The 21,557-nt window shown below is 32.0% G+C and carries 16 protein-coding genes; 15 read left to right on the top strand and 1 reads right to left on the bottom strand.

Annotation, left to right across the window (positions count from 1 at the left end; genetic code table 11):
* The first annotated feature begins 124 nt into the window (after nt 1-124).
* From KQI86_RS10115 to KQI86_RS10170, 12 genes are all read left to right on the top strand, one after another.
* Nucleotides 125-1,027 (top strand): ribonuclease Z, encoded by a 903-nt coding sequence (locus KQI86_RS10115; RefSeq protein WP_216439148.1) that lies wholly within the window; start codon nt 125-127, stop codon nt 1,025-1,027.
* 294 nt (nt 1,028-1,321) lie between these two features.
* Entirely contained in the window at nt 1,322-1,774 is a 453-nt protein-coding gene (locus tag KQI86_RS10120) for a MarR family winged helix-turn-helix transcriptional regulator (RefSeq protein WP_246582736.1), read from the top strand.
* A 31-nt stretch (nt 1,775-1,805) separates the two neighbouring features.
* Complete coding sequence (locus KQI86_RS10125; RefSeq protein WP_216439149.1) at nt 1,806-3,533, top strand: ABC transporter ATP-binding protein; 1,728 nt, start codon at nt 1,806-1,808, stop codon at nt 3,531-3,533.
* Nucleotides 3,530-5,407: an ABC transporter ATP-binding protein gene (locus KQI86_RS10130; protein ID WP_216439150.1), complete on the top strand. Its 1,878-nt coding sequence runs from the start codon at nt 3,530-3,532 to the stop codon at nt 5,405-5,407. Before KQI86_RS10125 ends, KQI86_RS10130 begins: the two co-directional genes overlap by 4 nt.
* A 155-nt stretch (nt 5,408-5,562) precedes the next feature.
* Entirely contained in the window at nt 5,563-6,294 is a 732-nt protein-coding gene (locus KQI86_RS10135; RefSeq protein WP_216439151.1) for a GntR family transcriptional regulator, read from the top strand.
* 80 nt (nt 6,295-6,374) lie between these two features.
* Nucleotides 6,375-8,111, top strand: coding sequence for an NAD(P)/FAD-dependent oxidoreductase (locus KQI86_RS10140; protein WP_216439152.1), 1,737 nt, complete (start codon nt 6,375-6,377; stop codon nt 8,109-8,111).
* Complete coding sequence (locus KQI86_RS10145; RefSeq protein WP_216439153.1) at nt 8,098-9,366, top strand: NAD(P)/FAD-dependent oxidoreductase; 1,269 nt, start codon at nt 8,098-8,100, stop codon at nt 9,364-9,366. The genes KQI86_RS10140 and KQI86_RS10145 overlap by 14 nt, the downstream gene beginning before the upstream one ends.
* Nucleotides 9,363-9,731: a DUF1667 domain-containing protein gene (locus tag KQI86_RS10150; protein WP_216439154.1), complete on the top strand. Its 369-nt coding sequence runs from the start codon at nt 9,363-9,365 to the stop codon at nt 9,729-9,731. Before KQI86_RS10145 ends, KQI86_RS10150 begins: the two co-directional genes overlap by 4 nt.
* Nucleotides 9,732-9,734: 3 nt before the next feature.
* Nucleotides 9,735-11,312 carry an FGGY-family carbohydrate kinase gene (locus tag KQI86_RS10155; protein ID WP_216439155.1) on the top strand — a complete coding sequence of 526 codons (1,578 nt, stop codon included), beginning with the start codon at nt 9,735-9,737 and terminating at the stop codon, nt 11,310-11,312.
* On the top strand, nt 11,305-13,038 hold the full coding sequence (locus tag KQI86_RS10160) for an FAD-binding oxidoreductase (protein ID WP_216439156.1): 1,734 nt from the start codon (nt 11,305-11,307) through the stop codon (nt 13,036-13,038). Before KQI86_RS10155 ends, KQI86_RS10160 begins: the two co-directional genes overlap by 8 nt.
* Nucleotides 13,039-13,333: 295 nt before the next feature.
* Complete coding sequence (locus tag KQI86_RS10165; protein WP_216439157.1) at nt 13,334-14,857, top strand: N-acetylmuramoyl-L-alanine amidase; 1,524 nt, start codon at nt 13,334-13,336, stop codon at nt 14,855-14,857.
* 257 nt (nt 14,858-15,114) lie between these two features.
* Nucleotides 15,115-17,031 (top strand): LTA synthase family protein, encoded by a 1,917-nt coding sequence (locus tag KQI86_RS10170; RefSeq protein ID WP_216439158.1) that lies wholly within the window; start codon nt 15,115-15,117, stop codon nt 17,029-17,031.
* Between the two features lie 92 nt (nt 17,032-17,123).
* Here KQI86_RS10170 and KQI86_RS10175 read toward each other — a convergent pair whose 3' ends face one another.
* Nucleotides 17,124-18,212, bottom strand: coding sequence for a metallophosphoesterase family protein (locus tag KQI86_RS10175; protein ID WP_216439159.1), 1,089 nt, complete (start codon nt 18,210-18,212; stop codon nt 17,124-17,126).
* A gap of 232 nt (nt 18,213-18,444) precedes the next feature.
* Between KQI86_RS10175 and KQI86_RS10180 the strand changes: the two genes are divergently transcribed.
* The 3 genes from KQI86_RS10180 (at nt 18,445) to KQI86_RS10190 (ending at nt 21,556) form a co-directional block, all read left to right on the top strand.
* Nucleotides 18,445-19,122: a YczE/YyaS/YitT family protein gene (locus KQI86_RS10180; protein WP_216439160.1), complete on the top strand. Its 678-nt coding sequence runs from the start codon at nt 18,445-18,447 to the stop codon at nt 19,120-19,122.
* Between the two features lie 94 nt (nt 19,123-19,216).
* A complete protein-coding gene (uppS, locus tag KQI86_RS10185; RefSeq protein WP_216439161.1) occupies nt 19,217-19,858 on the top strand; it encodes a polyprenyl diphosphate synthase in 642 nt (213 codons plus the stop codon).
* A gap of 573 nt (nt 19,859-20,431) precedes the next feature.
* Complete coding sequence (locus KQI86_RS10190) at nt 20,432-21,556, top strand: tyrosine-type recombinase/integrase (protein ID WP_216439162.1); 1,125 nt, start codon at nt 20,432-20,434, stop codon at nt 21,554-21,556.
* Nucleotide 21,557: the final 1 nt, after the last annotated feature.

Here is a 21,557-nt window from a genome sequence, read left to right on the forward strand (position 1 = left end):
TGCTATTAATTATAAATAAATATTTATCAATAAAACTGCTCGGAGGATAATTAGATTTCCAGAGCAGTTTTTATAATATATTTTAGGGAGAATTTGTTAACAATATAAATATGAGGTGATTATTATGGTGGATATAGCACTACTAGGCTCAGGAGGAGGCATGCCTACACCTGAAAGATTTTTATCTTCTCTTCTTATAAATTATAAAGGTAGGAAAATATTAGTTGATTGTGGAGAAGGAACTCAAGTATCCATGAAAATTCTTGGCTGGGGATTTAAGTCAATAGATGTTATATGCATAACTCATGGACATGGAGATCATATCGTGGGATTACCAGGTCTTCTTGCAACTATAGGAAATAGCGGAAGAACTGAACCGTTGACAATTATAGGACCAGAGGGCATAGAGAATATAGTAAACTGTCTTAGAGTTATAGTGCCTTATCTTCCTTATGAGATAAATATAATAGAAAACCCCTCAGAGTCATTATATATCAGTGGTTTAACTATTTCTGCATTAGAGCTCAATCACTCAACGCCCTGTATAGGTTATAGTTTTTATATAAGTAGAAAACCAAAATTTGATCAGGAAAAGGCAATTTTAAAAGAGGTGCCAAAAACTCTTTGGAATACACTTCAAAGAGGTGAAATTGTGGTATGTGATGGGAAAAAATATGAACCTAGTATGGTATTAGGAAGTGAGAGAAGAGGGATAAAGATAAGCTTTATAACAGATACAAGGCCAATAAGTACCATAATTGATTTCATAAAGGATAGTGACTTATTTATATGTGAGGGAACTTATGGGAAAAATAAAGATTTAGACAAAGCAATTAATAATAAGCACATGACTTTTGCTGAAGGAGCAGAATTAGCCCTTAAAGGTGGAGTTAAAGAACTTTTACTCACTCATTTTACTCCAGCAATGGTTGAGCCAGAGCTATACAAAGATAACGCGGCAAGTATTTTCCCTAATACCATACTGGGAGAAGATAGACTGATCAAAACATTAGTTTTTAGGGATTAGTAAGAAAGTGGAGCATGAACAGCTGGAATATAGATAAAAATTTAACAAAATACATTAGTAGGCTAACTATTGGTTGTGGAATGAAAATGATGAATAGGTTTTAAAATAAGCCTATAATAAGGATGTAGAAATTACAACGTTTTCATTTAATGTTCTGAATATTAAGGGAATAAAGAGATGTGATTATGTTAATAAATTGTTTAAAATTATTGTTTTCTAATGATATTGACTAGGAAACAGTCTAATGATATTATTAAATATGTTTAGTCGGCTAATTAAATAGGAGGGATATTGTTGGAATGTATCGATAGAGATTCTTTATATCACGTTTTTTCGCAAGTGATAAGGCTTCATTATTATAGAACTCATAAACTATTAGAAAAAATTGGAGTGTATCCAGGTCAACCTCCCATGCTTATGGCATTGCATATTAAGGACGGTCAGAGCCAAAAGGAATTATCAGATAAGTTAAATATAAAACCTGCCACTATTACTATGATGTTAAAAAGAATGGAAAAGTTTGATTTGGTGGAACGGAAAGTAGATTCTGAGGATCAAAGAGTTACAAGGGTCTACTTAACGGAGCAGGGAAAAAAATTATGTAAAGAAGCAATTCAAGTTATTAAAATTATTAATGGAGAATGTTTTTCTAATTTTACAGAAGAAGAAAAAATTCTACTTAGAAGGTTGTTAATGCAAATGAGAGACAATCTTGAAGAAGTATGTGATAAAAAATTAGATATGTAATTACAGGAGAATTAGATGGAGATGATGATTTATGATTAAGCTGTTCAAATTTTTAAAGCCCTATGCAGCTTCAATAGCTGCAGTTTTAGTACTAGTATTTTTTCAATCACTTTCAGAACTATATTTGCCAACGTTGATGTCAGACATTGTTAATAAAGGTATAATTAACGGAGATACAAATTATATTTTAAGAGTTGGAGGATTAATGTTAATTGTAGCTGCAGGGGGTACGATATGTACAATCATTGCCAGCTTTTTATCCTCAAAAATAGCAACAGGATTTGGTAAGATTCTTAGAGGCAATGTTTTTTCAAAAGTTGAGAACTATTCTCTTCAGGAATTTGATAAAATAGGAACCTCTTCACTTATTACCAGAACTACAAATGATATAACACAAATTCAACAAGTGCTTATAATAATTCTAAGAATAATGGTTAGTGCACCTATGATGTGCATAGGTGGGATTATTATGGCAGTGTCAAGGGATGCAACTTTATCTTTAGTTATAGTGGTTGCAGTTCCTATAATAGCAGGAACTATATTTATTATAGTAAGAAAAGGAGTTCCATTATTTAAGATTATGCAAACAAAGCTTGATAAGCTTAATCTTGTTTTGCGTGAAAATCTTACTGGTATTAGGGTAATTCGCGCATTTAATCGTAATGATCACGAAAAGAAGCGTTTTGATGAGGCGAATTTAGATCTTACTAATACTGCTATAAAGGTAAATAAAATAATGGCTGCACTTATGCCGATGATGATGTTGCTTCTTAATTTTACAACAATAGCAATTATCTGGTTTGGAGGTATTCGCGTTGACAGAGGCTATATGCAAGTTGGAGATTTAATGGCATTTATTCAATACGTTATGCAAATTATGTTCTCTTTAATTATGGTTTCTATGATGTTTGTACTAATACCACGTGCCTCTGCTTCAGCAACAAGAATAAATGAAGTTTTAGATATGACTTCACAAATCAACGATCCTGAAGAAATTGTCAGCGCTGATAGTAAAAGGGGTTATGTGGAATTTAAAGATGTTAGTTTTAGCTACTCAGGAGCTGAACAGCCAGTTATCAAAAACATTTCTTTTAGTGCAAAACCAGGGGAAGTAACTGCAATAATAGGAGGTACTGGATCGGGAAAATCTACTTTGATAAGCTTAATTCCTCGTTTTTATGATGCGGACAGCGGAAATATATTAGTCAATGGTGTAGATATTAGAAAAATGTCTCAAGAGGATTTAAGAGGTAAAATAGGATTTGTGCCCCAAAAAGCAGTTCTCTTTAGTGGTACAATTGAAGAAAATATTAAATATGGAAAAGAAGATGCAACAAAAGAAGAAGTTCTTTATGCTTGTGAAATAGCTCAAGCTGGAGAATTTATAAGCAATATGAAAGATGGCTTGGATTCAATGATAGCTCAAGGTGGCACCAATGTTTCAGGGGGACAAAAACAACGTTTATCAATTGCTCGTGCCTTAGTTAGAAAACCAGAAATATATATATTTGATGACAGTTTCTCAGCCCTAGATTTTAAAACTGATGCAAAATTACGTGCAGCATTGGAAAGTGAAACAGAGGATTCAACTATGATTATAGTAGCTCAAAGGGTAAGCACTGTTATGAATGCAGATAGAATTATAGTTTTAAATGATGGTGAAATTGCAGGAATGGGTAAGCATAAGGAACTTTTAAATAACTGTGAAGTATATCGCGAAATTGTATCTTCACAGCTTTCAGAGGAGGAGTTGGCATGAGTGAAAAACGCAGAGAAAAAAAATCTGGTGGAGGATTTGGAAAAGGTCATGGAGGCCCTCCAATGGGAATGCCAGTAGAAAAAGCCAAGGATTTTAAGGGCACATTGAAGAGACTTCTAGGATATTTGAAACCCCTTAAATTTCAGCTTGTTGCAGTATTTATTATGGCTATATTAAGCACTACCTTTACGATTCTAAGTCCTGATATTTTAGGTAAAGTCACAACTACTCTATTTAATGGAATAGTGGAAAGATTTAGTGTCCCAAATGCGGCTATAGACTTTGATTATATATATAAAACTCTTATTATTTTAGCGGTATTATATATTAGCAGTGCATTTTTTGCTTATATTCAACAATATATCATGGCAGGAGTAGCGCAAAAAACCGTTCTTAATATGCGTAAGGATGTAAATGAAAAACTTTCCCGTTTACCATTAAAGTTTTTCGATTCCCACACTCATGGGGAGATATTAAGTCGTGTTACAAACGATGTGGATAATATCAGTAGTACATTACAACAGAGTATTACGCAGCTTATTACTTCCATTATCACCATAGTGGGAATTATAATAATGATGTTTAAAATAAGCCCAGTAATGACTCTTATTACTCTTATTACATTGCCACTCTCAGTTTTAATAACTAAAGGAGTAGCATCTCGTTCACAAAAGTTCTTTAAGGAGCAGCAAGGAGCGTTAGGTGAACTTAATGGTCATGTAGAAGAAATGTACACAGGTCATAAAATAGTGAAGGCTTTTGGACATGAAAGTAAATCTATACAAGAGTTTAATAAAATTAATGAAGAACTCTATGAGGCTGGTTGGAAGGCACAATTTATTTCTGGTATTATAATGCCCCTTATTACTTTTGTGAACAATATAGGATATGTATTTGTATCTGTAGTAGGTGGTATTTTAGTAACAAAGAAGGCTATTGAAATAGGTCATATACAAGCGTTTATTCAATATTCAAAGCAGTTTACACAACCTATAGTCCAAACGGCAAATATTGCAAACATCATTCAATCTACCATTGCATCAGCAGAACGTGTTTTTGAACTGCTAGATGAAGAGGAAGAGATTCCTGATAGTGATGATGTTAAGGTTATAGAATTTCCTAGTGGTAATGTAAAATTTGAAAATGTTGATTTTGGATATAAAGAAGGGGTTACTCTAATTGAAGATATGAATATAGATGTGTCAGAAGGTCAAACCATTGCCATTGTAGGGCCAACGGGAGCAGGTAAAACTACTCTTGTAAATCTACTTATGCGCTTTTATGAAATCAATGATGGAAAAATCACCATCGATGGAGCTGATATAAGGGAATTAAAGCGTGAGGATTTACGTAGTATTTTTGGTATGGTGCTTCAAGATACATGGCTTTTCAATGGAAGCATAAAGGATAATATTGCTTATGGACGCGAAGGAGCTAGTGAGGAAGAGATTATAAGAGCAGCAAAGGCAGCTCATGCTGATCACTTTATCAGAACACTTCCAGAGGGATACGATACAATTCTTAATGAAGAGGCATCTAATATTTCTCAAGGACAAAAGCAGTTATTAACTATCGCTAGGGCAATACTAGCAAATCCAGTAATATTAATACTTGATGAGGCCACAAGTAGTGTAGATACTAGAACAGAAGTTTATATACAAAGAGCTATGACTGAACTTATGAAGGGAAGAACAAGCTTTGTAATTGCTCATAGATTATCTACTATTCGTGATGCTGATTTAATACTTGTTATGAATAATGGTTCTATAATTGAAAAGGGTAACCATGATGAACTACTAGCTAAAGGTGGATTCTATGCAGATCTTTACAATAGTCAATTCACTGGTTCCAGTTTAGAAAAAGAAATTATATAAACATAAATTTAAAATGGGTTTAACAAATTTTATTTTGTTAAACCCATTTTTACGTGGAAATTAGCTAATAAATAATAGAATTTTTTATTGCTAACATTAATATAATGAAACAAATGTATTAAATTACAATAACGGGGTAGAAAGGGAAGGATCATATGTTAGATAGACGCAAACCAATTCCAATATATGTTCAGCTAAAGGAAGAAATAGTGAAAAGAGTTAAGGAAGGCACATATGAAGTAGATACTCAAATTCCAACGGAAAAGGAGTTTATGGAAAAGTATAAAGTTGGTCGCGCTACTGTCAGAGAGGCTATTACAGGGTTAGTTAGAGAAGGATATTTATATAGAAAGCAGGGTATAGGAACTTTTGTTGCAAGAAAAGAACCTGCTATTGGCTTTGAGCCTTTAATAAGTCTTACATATTCTTTAAAGGTAAGGGGAATAAGCCCTAAAAATATAATAGATGAAAGCAAAGTTATAACTTTAAATCATGAACTATATAAAAAACTAAAATGGGAAAGAAATCAGGATTGCTTTTACTTAAGAAGAATCCGCTTAGCAGAAAAGCTACCAATCGCCATAGAAGAATCTTATTTTAATGTGGAAGCTATGGAGCTTTTAAAAAATTTTGATCTTAACGAATCCCTTGCAAAGATTATATTAGAAGAACTTAAATTTACTATAAATAGAGTGGAGCAGGTTATTATACCAAGAAATCCAAGTGAAGATGAGCAGAATATTTTAAAGATAGATTATAATGCTGTAGTAATTGATATGGAAAGATGGATATACATAAACAATGAGAAAGAGCCTTATTATTATCTAAGATTTGTGATTCCCAATGATATATATAAATATCCCATAGAGGACTTAAGAAAAAATTGATTGGAATATATATGCAATATCAATAATAAAATATTACAAAACAGGATGTTCGGACAACATTATGACCATAGAGGTGGGGTATGAAAAAAATACTAAAAAATATTGAAGAGAGAATTAATAAGAATCTATCTTCTAAGGTTTATTGCAGGCAATGGAGAGATTCTATTGTGCTAGAAGGAGAAGTGGATAATTGGAATCAAGTGATTAAAGCAGGTAAAATTGCTGCAGGAAAAGGATTTAAAGGAGTGGTAAATAAAATTCAGGTAAAGGACTTGATAATCCCTCCTATTAACAAACCTATGCTAAGAGATTATGCATTACAGGGGAAACGTGTAGATGTATTAATAATTGGAGGTGGAGTTATAGGCAGTGCCATAGGAAGAGAACTGGCAAAATATAATATTTCAACTCTACTGGTAGAAAAAGAGGATGATGTAGCATTTCATGCATCTTCAAGGAACGATGGGATGATTCATCCAGGTATAGCCTCAAAGCCAGGAAGTAAAAAGGGTTATTATAATGTAAAAGGCAATAGAATGTATACAAAAATTGCGGAAGAATTAGATGTGGAGTTTAAAAGAAGAGGGAATATTATTCTATATGAAAAATCTTTGATGAAGATTCTAGCACCTATAGTATATAACAGAGCTAAAAAGTTAGGAGTGGAAGGGGTAACTCATGTACCATTAAAAGAGCTAAGGGAGTTAGAACCAAACATTACAGAGAGGGCAGCTGGAGGATTTTCCTTTCCAACCACGGGGATTTTATCACCCTATAAGATTACTGTTGCCTTTGCTGAAAATGCTGTAATGAACGGATTGGAATTATCATTAAATACTATAGTTGAATCTATGGAAGTTCAAAACAATAAAATAGAGTGGATCAACACCAATAGAGGAAAAGTATATCCTGCTATTGTTATAAATGCAGCAGGAGTATATTCCGATAAAATAGCAGAAATGGCCGGAGATGAATTTTTTACAATACATCCAAGAAAGGGAGAAATCTTAATATTAGACAAAAAAAAGGGCAATCTTTTTAATCGTGTATTAGCTATGCCTTCTATAAGCGAAAAATCAGGGAATACAAAAGGAGGAGGATTAGTTAAAACTATAGATGATAATATATTAGCTGGGCCAGATGCTTATGAACAGCCCTTAAGAGAGGACTATAGTAGTAACAGAGAAAATATAGATGGAGTTATAAATAAACATTTGCCTTTAGTAAAAGGATTGGGCAAAGAAGATATAATAACTTATTTCTCAGGTATAAGAGCAGCTACTTATGAAGAAGAGTTCATAGTTGAAAAGTCGGAATATATCCATAATTTAATTCATGCAGCGGGAATACAATCTCCAGGCTTAGCTTCAGCACCTGCAATAGCAGAGGATATAACGGGTATTGCAATAGAACTGCTCTCTAAATTTAAAAAAGTATATAGGAAAGTTGACTTTAATCCAATAAGAAAGGGTATACCTGAATTAGCTAAACTTTCTTTTGAAGAGAGAAGTGAAATTATAAAAAATAGACCGGATTATGGAATTATTATTTGTCGCTGTGAGGAAATTAGTAAAGGAGAAATAATAGATGTGCTAAACTCTCCTATAAAAGTAAACAGTCTAGATGCTATTAAGAGAAGAGTAAGAACAGGAATGGGTCGATGCCAAGGAGGATTTTGTACTCCTTTAATAACAGAAATAATAAGTGAACAATCAAATATTAGCCCAATAGAAGTGACTAAAAAAGGAAGGAAGTCTAATATATTAGTTTCTGAAACCAAAACTCCATGGAAGGAGGATACAAATGGAACAGTATGACGTGGTAGTAATTGGAGGAGGACCTGCTGGCTTAGCAGCAGCATTATCTTCTAATGAAATGGGAGCAAAAACATTAATTGTGGAAAGGGAAGCTAGGGTAGGAGGAATTTTAAAACAATGCATACACGATGGCTTTGGAATTATAAAGTTTAAAGAGCGGCTTACTGGTCCTGAATATGCAGAAAGATATATAAAAATGGTAGAAGAAAACAATATATCAATTGTTACATCAGTCTTTGTGGTGAATATAGAGAGAAACGAAAATAATTTTATTATTTCCTTAGTCAGTGGAAGTAAGGGATTATATAAGGTAAGTTCTTCTTCTATAGTACTTGCTAATGGGTGCAGAGAAAGATCTTCGAGGCAGGTATTTATTCATGGAGACAGACCAGCAGGAATACTTACAGCGGGTACAGCACAATATTTTGTGAATATAAAAGGATATCTTCCGTGTAAAAAATGTGTAATCCTTGGAAGCGGTGATATTGGACTAATTATGGCAAGAAGATTCGTTCTTGAAGGAGGAGAGGTGTTAGGGGTATATGAAGCTAAACCTACCCCATCAGGCTTAACAAGAAATTTAGTTCAATGTTTAAAAGATTACTCCATTCCTCTTTACTTATCGAAGACCATTAATAGAATAATTGGTTACGACAGAGTAGAAGCAGTAGAGATAATTAGTTTAGATGAAAATATGAATCCTATAGCTGGTACTAAAGAAATAATAGAATGTGATGGAGTTATTTTATCAGTAGGTCTAATACCGGAAAATGAAATAGCAGAAAAATTAGGAGTAAAAATGGATGGAAGGACAAAAGGACCTTATGTTGACCAAAACTTGATGACTTCAGTGGAAGGGGTATTTTCTTGTGGAAATGCATTACATGTAAATGATTTGGTGGATTATGTATCGGAAAGTGGTTCTATTGCGGGAAAGAGTGCTGCCAGCTATGTTAAGAATAAAGAAAAGCGAGAATTAAATAATATATGCTTTAAAAATGAAGAATTCTTATATGTAGTTCCTCAAAGCTTTGATATCACGTCTCAAAATAAAAAAATAGTATTGTATTTCAGAACTAAGGATATACGCAAGAATACCATAGTGCAGATAAAATATAACAATAAAATAATATATATGAAAAAGTATAGAAATTTAAGGCCGCCAGAAATGGAAAGGATTGAAGTTGATATAGATAACATAGAACAAATTTTAGGAAAAGACATAGAAGTGATAATGCAGGAGGGAATAAAGTGAGGGAGCTTACCTGTATAGTATGTCCAAACAGCTGCAATCTAGTGGTAAAAAAAATAGAAGATACATGGCAGGTTACTGGAGGATTGTGTCCTAGGGGAGAGGTTTTTGCAATAAATGAAATGAAAAATCCTCAGAGAAGTCTTACTACTACAGTTAAGACAATTTATAAGGAAATGCCAAGATTGCCTGTAAAAACTGATGGAGAAATACCTAAGAAAGACATATTTGTTCTGATGAATACCTTAGATAAGATAGTTGTTGATAGATTAATAGGCTGTGGAGACATAGTGGTAAAGAATGTATTAGGAAGTGGTGTAAATATAGTTTCTACCTCTGACATGAATCTTTGGTTAAAGGGGGAATAAGTTTTGGAACCACTGATATTGTCAATTGATTGTGGAACTCAAAGTGTAAGAGCATTACTTTTCGATAGGTATGGAGAACTTAAAGGTAAAAAGAAGGTTGAATTTGAACCATATATTTCGAAGAATCCAGGATGGGCAGAACAGGATCCAAATGTGTATTATAATGCTATATGTTCTGCTACCAAAGCATTGAAGGAAGAGGTAGAGGAGTTGTGGCAACAGGTTATAGGAGTATCTATAACCACCCAAAGAGATACTTGCGTAAATGTAGATATAAATGGGGAACCATTAAGATACTGTATACTTTGGCTTGACCAGAGAGATGCTCTTTGCACAGAAAAATTTTCTATGGGGAAAAGACTTGCCTTTCGTACCGTAGGGATGAATGAAGCGGTAGATATAACCATGAGGAAAAGTAAATCTCATTGGATTAAACAAAACCAGCCTGAAATATGGCAAAACACATATAAATACTTAATGCTTTCAGGATATCTGAATTATAAGTTAACGGGAAAGTTTATTGATTCCATAGGAAATCAAGTGGGGCATATTCCATTTGATTATAAGAAAAAGCAGTGGCCTCAATCTGATAACAGTTATAAATGGCATCTCTTTGGAGTGGAGAGAGAGAAGCTACCTCAATTGATAGAGGTAGGTGATATAATAGGAAAAATAACAGAAAAGGCATCAAAGGATACGGGAATAATTGAAGGTACAGCTGTGATAGCATCTGCCTCAGATAAAGCCTGTGAAACTCTAGGGAATGGATGCATGAGTTCTGACTGTGCTAGTATAAGTTTTGGCACCACTGCAACAGTACAGACCACCTCTAAAGAATATTTTGAACCAATTCCCTTTATGCCTGCTTATCCAGCTGCAATGAAGGGATATTATAACCCAGAAGTAGAGATATTTAGAGGATATTGGATGATAACTTGGTTTAAAAAAGAATTTGCCCATAGAGAGATGATTGAGGCGCAAGAGAGAAATATACCTCCAGAAGAGGTTTTAAATGAAAAGCTTATAAAAATACCTCCAGGATCCCAAGGGCTTATGCTTCAGCCCTATTGGACTCCGGGACTTAAAATGCCTGAAGCTAAGGGGGCAATAATAGGCTTTAGTGATGTGCATACTCGCGCACATATATATAGAGCTATAATTGAAGGAATAAATTATGGATTATTAGATGGCATCGATAAAATTGAAAGTAAATCTCATAAGAAGATTAATAAAGTTTTTCTATCTGGAGGAGGTTCTCAAAGCGACATTATATGTGAAATAACATCGGACATGCTAAATAGACCTATATACAAGGTACAGACCTATGAAACATCTGGTCTTGGAGCTTCTATTATAGCCTTTGTAGCCTTAGGCGTTTATGAAAGCTATAGTGAAGCCATTGAAAATATGGTGAATTATACAAAGAATTATAAACCCAATAGTGAAAATGTAAAAATATATTCTCAACTTTATAATAATGTGTATCAAAAGATTTATCCTGCCCTTAAGGGACTTTATAAGGAGATAAGAGAGATAACAGGGCATGAGAATTTAAGCAAGGAGGATGGGTGTAATGAGTAAAAATAATAATGATTTTTATCCAGACTGGCATGAAGAAGCACCTCCAGAGGGGAGTTATCGTTCTATATTAAAGTGGGGGGATCCTAAAGAATTTAAACATCCTAACAGAAAACTTTATGCACTTATGAAAAAAACCTTTAATATGACAGATGAAGATTTTAAGACCAAGCAGAAAATGGGTCTTGAGAAAGTAGATTTTGATAAACCTATAAAGCTTAATGAAACACAAATAAATAAATTTAAAGAGATGCTTGGTGAAGAAAATGTTAAGGTGGACAATTACTCCAGACTTCAAATTGCTTACGGAAAGACCATGTTTGATTTAATGCGACTTAGACAGGGTATTATAGAGAATATACCTGATTTAGTGTTACACCCAAGGAATAAAGAGGATATTATAAATATAGTAAAATACTGCAACGATGAAAATATTGCGGTATATGTTTATGGTGGAGGATCTTCCGTTACCCGTGGAGTTGAATGCATGAATGGTGGAGTTTCCCTAGATATGCGAGTTCATATGAATAAGGTTGTAAGTTTCAATGAAGTAAATCAAACTATTACAGTACAAGCTGGAATGAGTGGACCAAAACTTGAGGAGACTTTAAATAAGGCGCCAGAAAATTTTAATGCAAAAATAAGATATACCTGTGGACACTTCCCTCAATCCTTTGAGTATTCAGTTGTGGGAGGATGGGTGGTTACAAGAGGTGCAGGTCAAAACTCTACCTATTATGGCAATATTAAAGATATAGTTATAAGTCAAGAATATGTTACTCCAATAGGAATTATAAAGAGCGATGAATACCCTGCTAATGCAACTGGACCATCAATAGATGAAATAATGATGGGAAGTGAAGGTGCTTTTGGTATTCTTGTAAATGTAACTTTGAAGGTATTTAAATACATGCCTGAAAATATAAAAAGATTTAGTTATATATTTAAAACCTGGGAAGATGGAAGAAATGCGGCTCGTGAAATAATGCAGGGACAGTTTGGATTCCCATCTGTATTTAGATTATCAGATCCTGAAGAAACAGATGTAATGCTGAAGCTTTATGGTGTAGAAGATACAATAATTGATAAGCTTATGACTATAAAGGGGTATAAACCTATGGAAAGATGCATTTTCCTTGGATTTGCAGAAGGAGAGAAGGGTTTTGCAAAATTAGTAAATAAAAAACTTCATAAAATATGCAAAAAATACGGTGCTATGTATACAACAGGTTATGTGACAAAAGCTTGGGAACACGGAAGATTTAGAGATCCATACATGAGGGAAGATCTTCAAGATTACGGTATAATGACGGATACCTTAGAGTGCTCTGTCAACTGGGATAATATGAAAGAAGTTCATGAAGGAGTTAGAAAGTTTTGTAAAAGCAGACCCAATACTATATGCATGACTCATATGTCCCATGTATATCCACAGGGAGCGAATCTTTATTTTATATTCATAGCTAAAATGAATAAGATTGATGATTATATAGAGTATCAATCAGGTATATTAGACAATATACAAAAATATGGAGCTGCTATGAGTCACCATCACGGCATAGGTAAGATGACTGCACCATGGCTAGAAGGTCAGATTGGAAGTAATCAATTAGAACTATATCGTACATTAAAAAAACATTTTGATCCTAATAATATTATGAATCCAGGAGGAACTTTAGCTTTAGATTTACCTGATGAAAAGAGAAGGTTTTTAAGAAAAAAATGGTGAAGTGAACAAGTAAAATATTGAAAATATTATAGAGTAGCTAACTGGTTAATTTAACTAAGTTAGCTACCTTTTTCATTTTTTGAAAATCTGTTCAACGTGAAGGTAAGTAATAGTATGCTTATGAAATTAATCTCTATTGAATAAAATATTTAATAAAATTTTAATAATTTCTTTAAAACTTAATGTTTTCAATATCTGGGCAATAAATGTACATTTTATTGCCACTAAGTACCATAAGGAATGCTTAAAATCTATGTTACAATAAAAAATATATAATAATGAGGGAGGAATAACAATGACCTTAAGGAAAAAATTGTTAGTATTCTTATTTTGCTTTTTTGCTGCACTACATATGCGGGATATTAAGGCATTTGCTGCTCCCACTGTAGAGAGGTTTGGAGGAAAAGACAGGTATGAAACCTCAATACAAGTTTCTAAAAATCATTGGGAAGTTTCAAATTACATAATACTAGTTTCAGGAGAGGATTTTCCAGATGCTTTAAGCGCAGCACCCTTATCAAAAAAGTATGATGCACCAATTTTATTAACTAGGAACTCTTCCATGAGCAAAGAAATGATGGAAGAAATAAAAAGACTGAATGCCAAAAATGCCTTTATAATAAGTGGACCTGGTGTTATATCTGAAAATGTGGAAAATCAGTTGAAGGATATGGGATTAGAGTCTACACGAATATATGGGTCGGATAGGTATGAAACAAGTGTGAAGGTAGCAGAAGTCTTAGGTACATATAATGATATATTTATAGCCTCAGGGGAAAATTTTCCGGATGCTGTATCAGCGGCACCAATGGCTGCTATAAAAGGAGCTCCCATACTCCTTACTAGAGCTAAAAACATACCAGATAGTGTTGGAAAATTTATTAACGCTAATAAAGGAAGTAATTATTATATTATAGGTGGAGAAGCTTCAATCCAAAGTGAATCTATAAAAAATATTGAAAACTTTAAAAGATTAAGTGGACAAGATAGGTATAAAACTAACGAGGCAGTAATAAATGAGTTTTTGAACCAAATTACTTTTGATAGCACTTACATAGCGAATGGACTAGCTTTTGCTGATGCTCTATCCGGCTCTGCGGCGGCAGCAAAGACATTATCACCTGTAATGTTAGTGGGTGATTCTTATGACTTGAAAAAAACTTTGTTAACTTCTAAATTAAATAGTATATCTACAATGAAGGTGCTGGGAGGAACTGGAGTAATATCTGATGTACTGTTAAATAAAATTTTAAATGGAGGATCCATAAAAGTACTTCTAGACCCAGGACATGGTGGATATGATTCTGGAGCAGTGGGGCCTACTAAAAAGCTCGAAAAGGATGTAACTTTAGCTATAACACTTAAGGTTGGAGAGATACTAAAAAGCAATGGTATTGATGTTGTATATACTAGAAATAGTGATAAAGTATCTTGGCCTTCAAATGAAGCAGAAGATCTTAAAAAACGTGTTGAAATAGCTAATAATGAAAATATTGAATACTTTGTATCTATACATGCTAATAGTGCTCCTATTTCAGGTGCCCATGGTACAGAAACTTATTATTCACCAGGTAGTGTACAGGGGCAAAAATTAGCAGAAGCAGTACAAAGCCAACTTATAAATGCTATAGGATTAACTAATAGAGGAGTTAAAACGGCAAATTTCTATGTTCTTAAATACACAAAAGCACCAGCAATCCTTGTAGAAGTAGCTTTTATAAGCAATGCTAACGAAGAAAAGCTCTTGGCTGACAATAATTTTCAAAACAAAGCAGCCAAAGGCATTGCTGAAGGTATACTAAAATCTATAAGGAAATAACAAAGCTACATAAAATTTGAGTATATTAAAAAGGTAGGGCTATCTCAAAATACAATTTTGAGATAGCCATTTTTGTCTTGATAATTTACTCATAATGTTATAATATTGTTGTGGTTTAAAGCAAATAGTTATAATAACGTAAATTTATTTACAGATTATTAATAATACCGTAATAAAACTGCAACCTTTAACTAGTAGCATTAATTGGTGTAGATAAAAGTAGATATTAATATTAGTTTTCAAAATAGGAGAGAAGAATGGATAATAGAACTATAGTAGAACATAATTCACAAAATACCTTAAGTAATATTTGGTTAAATATACAAAAACAGTGGGCACAGCATTGGGATGCACTGACTTTTTTAATTATAGTAACGGCTAAAGTTTTATATTATGGAAAAGAAATATCACCAGAATATTTTAATCCCATAGCATTGCAAGGGCCAGTTGTGGCTTCAATTTTGCCCATTGTAGCTATTGGATATTTATTTAAAAATAATGGTAGAAAAAATTTTTTTTATACAGTGAATATAATTATTAGTTTAATTTTATTTGCGGATACACTTTATTATAGATATTTTAAAGACGTTATTTCCATGGGAGCAATAAAGGATAGCTTTTTACTTAAGAGCGTATCATCTAGTGTATTAGCTTTAATAAAATCTAAAGATATTTTATATTTTTTAGATATAATTTTACTTATTCCTTTAATGAAAATAATGAAGAACATAGAAAGAAAAGAATTTAAATTCAGATTGAGATTTATGGTTTTTATATTTATATTTTCTTTAGGAGTTGGCTTTAATGGAAAATATATTTATAAGCTATCCAAAGAACAACCTTTACTAATCAAAACTATGAGTAATAAGCTTTATCTAACAAAGGTTTTAGGAAATATCAACTTTCATGCCATAGATAGCTACAATTATATTACAAATAAAATAAGTAGATCGAAGAAAGTGCCAGAAGCAAGAATAGAGGAAGTTCAATCGTTCTTAAAAGAGAAAGGTGAAACTAAGGGTATAAACTTTGCTGGAGAAGCTGAAGGCAAAAATTTAATTGTAATACAGGTAGAAGCTCTGCAAAGCTTCGTAGTAAATAAAAAGATAAATGGGGAAGAAATTACTCCAAACCTTAATAAATGGATAAATAAAAGTATGTATTTTGATAACTTTTTTTATCAAGTAGCAGGCGGTAATACTTCAGATGCGGAGTTTATGGTTAATAATTCCTTGTACCCAGCAGCTTCAGGAGCGGCTTATTATCAATATTCAGGTAACACACTTAATTCATTACCTAAAGCTTTAAAAGAAAAGGGATATAATACAGCTGCCTTTCATGGATATATAGAAGGTTTTTGGAATAGGAATGTTATGTATAATACAGAAGGGTTTGATAATTTTCATGGAGAGCATAGTTTTGAATTAAATGACAGAGTAGGCCTTGGATTAAGTGATGAATCATTTTTTAATCAGTCATTTGAAAAGATAAAAGAATTAAAGGAGCCATTTTACTCCTTCATGGTAACTTTAAGCAGTCATTTTCCTTATGAGGATGCAGAAGGCTATGGCAGTTTTAATGTGGGAGAGTATGAAAATACTTTATTAGGAGATTACTTAAGAGGAATCCACTATACTGACAAACAGTTAGGAATGTTTTTGGACAAGATCGAAAAAGATGGACTAGCAGATGATTCAATTATTCTTATTTATGGAGATCATAGTGCTATTCCAAAAGAGTATGCTGAAGAGTTATATAAATTTGAAGGGGCTACTAATCCTACAGATTTGGATTGGTATCAATATCAAAAAGTACCTATGCTAATACATTTTCCTAAAGATGAGCATAAAAGTGTTAACAATACCTATTCAGGACAAATGGATGTATATCCAACTTTAGCAAATTTATTTAATTTGCCTAATAAATATATGCTAGGGCAGGATATATTAAATTCCACTGAGGATAGAGTAATTTTCAGAAATGGTTCTTTTACTAATGGAGAGATCTTTTATGTTTCCTGGTCTAATCAGTATTATGATATAGCCTCAGGCAATGTAATATCTGAAACTGAAGAGTTAAAAAAGATTAAACAGAAGGTTTTACAAGAATTGGAGTATTCTGATGATATTCTCGATTATGATTTAATAAAAACTTATGAAAATAAAACTCAATGATAAATTAAGGGTCTGTCTCAAAATTGTATTTTGAGACAGACCCTTTTGAATTCTTCCACAATTAGTATCTTTATTAGAATTGAAATACAGGGTTAAACTATACCATTCCATATATTAGACATAGTCTTATTAGGCTCATTGTAATAAATATAAGCTGGTTGCCAATGGCTTCCTATATATTCTCTTTGTCTGGTGTTCACGGTTAATAGTATTTTTTTAGTATCATTTATATCTTTTATTCTGATGACATTATATCGTTGAGGAATTCCGGGCCACATTCCTTTTTTGTTAACACTTAAAGCGCCAGATCCTATCATAATTATATTTGGATTTATATTTTGAGGATTAAAACAGTCTAAACTTATATCTCTATGAACGTGACCATGCAAATATATTTTGAAGTCTTCGTTTTGTAAAGCATTGACAAAGGGTATATCATCTCCATAACCATTTACAAGATTTGCTGGATGATGTCCTACAGCTATCTTAATCATATTGTTATCTTTATATTCCCTCGAGGCTTTTATAAGACTCTCTAAGTCAAAGTAGGTGATTTCACGATTAAATTGATCTGTTTCAGCAGAAGTATTAATCATAAAAAAACCAATTTTTCTATCGCTAATAAAATTTCCAGTGATTACTTTTAGCTGTTCTTTAGGGTTTGGTGGAAAGGGTGTGCCATATAGTTTTTCATACAGGAATTTGCTATAGTTTGCAAACTTTTGTCTCCATATTTCGTCATTTCTTTTTAGATAGAATAAATCATTACCTATATTATCAACTACTTTATCTGTAGCTGTTGGTGTTCCTATTGCCAATTTATAAGCATCCATTGTAATTGTCCAACTTAAGTCATGATTTCCAGGGACAATAACAACTTTTTCAAAAGGTATATTGCATTCTTTAGATAACATGCTTATAAAATTGAATGCTTTTTCAAATGCTTCTTCATCATTACCATATTCTACAAAGTCTCCGCTTATTACTATATAGTCAATACTTTTTAAATCCAATCTATCTTCAGTACTATCGAAAAATACTTTTTTTAAATCCTCTGTAATCAAATATACTTCATTTTCTTCATCAATATCTTTCATATATTGTAAATCACTTAAATCCAGTATGAAGCCATTTTTTTTAATTGCTGCTGCATTATCTATTTCTTGTGAAATATACGACATTATTTATTCATCTCCTACATTTTATTTAAGATAAGCTTCTACTGTATAGTATTCTATAAAGATAACTTAGTTGTAACAATTAATAGGTAATGAAATAGGGTTAAATATTTTTTATAAAGCATTATCTCAACTTTTAATGCTCAAAATGCTCAACATGCTTGACTACTATAGAGGTTGTTATATTATAATGAAGTAGAAATCTTTGATTTGGGGCTAGAAGGTTTTATAAAATATGAAAAAAGTAATTATGATATTCATTAAGCTATTTACAGGATTTTTTTTATGTGCAACGGGTATAGTTATGACAATTAATGCTAATCTAGGCTTGTCACCTTGGGATGTTTTGCATCAAGGTATTTCAAAAATTGCTAACATTACTATGGGTAAGGGAAGTATTACCGTTGGAGTTGTAATTGTAATATTAGATAGCATATTGGGAGAAAAAATAGGATGGGCAACCATACTCAATATGATAGTCATTGGTTTTTTCATGGATTTCTTAATGCTGAATAATATAATTCTAGTATTCAACAATCTTCTATTAAATGTTATTATGATGTTTTTGGGAATGATAGTAATTGGAATTGGAACTTACTTTTATATTAGTGTAGGGCTAGGTTCAGGACCAAGGGATGGTTTAATGGTAGCTCTAACGAAAAAGACTCAAAAATCTGTTAGACTTATAAGAGGAACCATTGAATTAGGTGCATTGATTGTAGGATATATACTAGGAGGTCATGTAGGATTAGGAACATTCATCATAGCAATATCCCTTGGGTATTTTATACAATTTGCCTTTAAATTATTTAAATTTGATGTAAAGACTATACAGCATAGGTTCATAGATGATGATATAAAATTGCTAAAGGAAAGATTTTTAAATGTAAAAGAAGATTTAGACGCTAATTAAAGCTCACCACATCTATTTTGAATTAGTTTTGATAATAATGTCAATAATACATATGAAAACATTTATTATATATGTAAAAAATGAGGTGGTTGACATGAAAATACCAAGACACATAGGAATAATACCAGATGGAAATAGAAGATGGGCTGAAGGAAAAGGATTATCAAAAGAAAAAGGATATGACCAGGGAATTGACCCAGGTCTTTTACTATTTAAATTATGTCAAAAGGTAGGAGTTAAAGAAGTAACTTATTATGGGTTTACCGCAGACAATACCAAAAGGCCAACGGAACAGAGAAAAGCTTTTACAGAAGCTTGTATAAATGCAGTAAATATACTCTCAAAAGAAAATGCGTCTCTTTTGGTGGTAGGAAATACAAAATCCCCTATGTTTCCAGAAGAATTGATGCCCTATACGGAGAGGAAAGTTTTTGGAAATGGTGGAATAAAGATTAATTTTCTAGTAAATTACAGTTGGAAGTGGGATTTATACCAGCTGAAGAAATCAACTTCTTTAAGTAATAATATAAACAACCAAATTCAATCAAATGATATTTCTAGAGTAGATTTAATCATACGTTGGGGAGGAAGAAGAAGATTAAGTGGATTCTTACCAGTTCAGTCTATATATTCAGATTTTTTTGTTGTTGATGATTACTGGCCAGATTTTAATCAGGAACATTTTTATGACGCACTGAATTGGTATAATACTCAGGATATAACTCTTGGAGGGTAAAGCTCATTATAAAAGAAATAATTATTATAAACAATGCTATGAATTTTGTTAGGAACATTGTATAATAAATATATAAAATAAATTTGGAGGAGATTTACAATGATGTGTTGCTGCTGTTGTTGTTTAAGTAATTTAATATGTAAAAAAATAAATAACAACAGACCTGTTTGCATTGTATAATCTTATATCCTTTGAGTTTATAGTGTAATTCTCTATAAATTTAATATATCGATATTTAAACTGCAGGTCATATCCTGTGGTTTTTCTGTTTAAGAGAAACCACGAAAACCTGCAGTTTTTTTAGTTTATTCATATAGTAAATACAATAACTACTAAATCAACAAAAGTATTTAGTAATTGATTTTATACCATGTAAATTAACCAAGAAAAATAATAACTTAATTATATAAAAGAAATATAGTGTAGATGACTAAATAGTATTTATAGTATCTTATCTATTACTTTTATATAAAAACATAACATAGATTACTATATAAATAGTTAGTATAAATATAGTAGTTATAATACACACTATGATTAGAAAATAATAATTATAGGAGTGTATATAGAAAAATGGAAGTAGTGAAGGTTAAAACAGAGGAAGGAAAAGAGAGGTACTTTGTAGCAGATGATGACGGATTACCAATAGAACCAGTATTAAAGTTTATAAGATTTAAGGATAACACTAATTATGCAAGAAATACACTAAGAATGTATTGCCAACATTTAAAGTTATATTTTGAGTATTTGGAACAGTGTGATTTAGATTTTCAGAAAGTTACTATTGATGATTTATCATTATTTGTTAACTGGTTGCAAAATCCATATAAGAGTTTGAAAGTAATACCTGTAACACCTGTAGATACTGCAAGGAGTCCAAGAACAGTAAATATTATAGTGGATACTGTATTGAGATTTTATGATTATATTCTAAGGCATGAACAATACAGTAATGATGTATCAGAAAGACTTAAAAAGTTTGTTGCAAGTTCAAGTAGAAACTTTAAAGGATTTTTATATGGAATAGCTTATGATAAGAAAAAAGTTACCAGTAATATTCTTAAATTAAAAGTGTCTAAAAGTAAGCCTAAAACACTTTCTAAAAATGAAATAGAAATGCTCGTTAGAGCTTGTAATAATCTAAGAGATAGATTTTTATTATCACTACTGTATGAAACTGGTATAAGAATAGGCGAAGCCTTATCTTTGTGGATTGAAGATTTTGATATAAGTGACATGATAATCGACTTGAAAGACAGAGGACAATTAGAAAATAATGCAGAGATTAAAACAGTATCAAGTCCTCGTAGAATAGATATATCACAGAATTTAGCTGGTATGTTCATGGAATATATAGCTGAATACCATAATGAAGAAGTAGAAACTAACCATATATTCATAAAGATAAGTGGTAGCAATAAATTTAAAGCTATGGACTATGTAGATGTAGATAATCTATTTAGAAGTCTCAAAAAGAAAGCAGGAATATATGTAACACCACATATGTTTAGACATAGCTCACTAACGGTTCTTAGAATGACTGGGTGGCAACCGGAGCTTTTAAGAATTAGAGCTGGTCATAAAAATATATATACCACAATGAATACTTATATACATCCTTCTGATGAAGAAATATCAAGAGAGTTTGATAAAATTCAACCTAATTTGAGCTTAGATATTTATAACGAAGGAGAATAAG

The organism is Clostridium mobile, assembly GCF_018918285.1.
Classification (GTDB): domain Bacteria; phylum Bacillota; class Clostridia; order Clostridiales; family Clostridiaceae; genus Clostridium_AW; species Clostridium_AW mobile.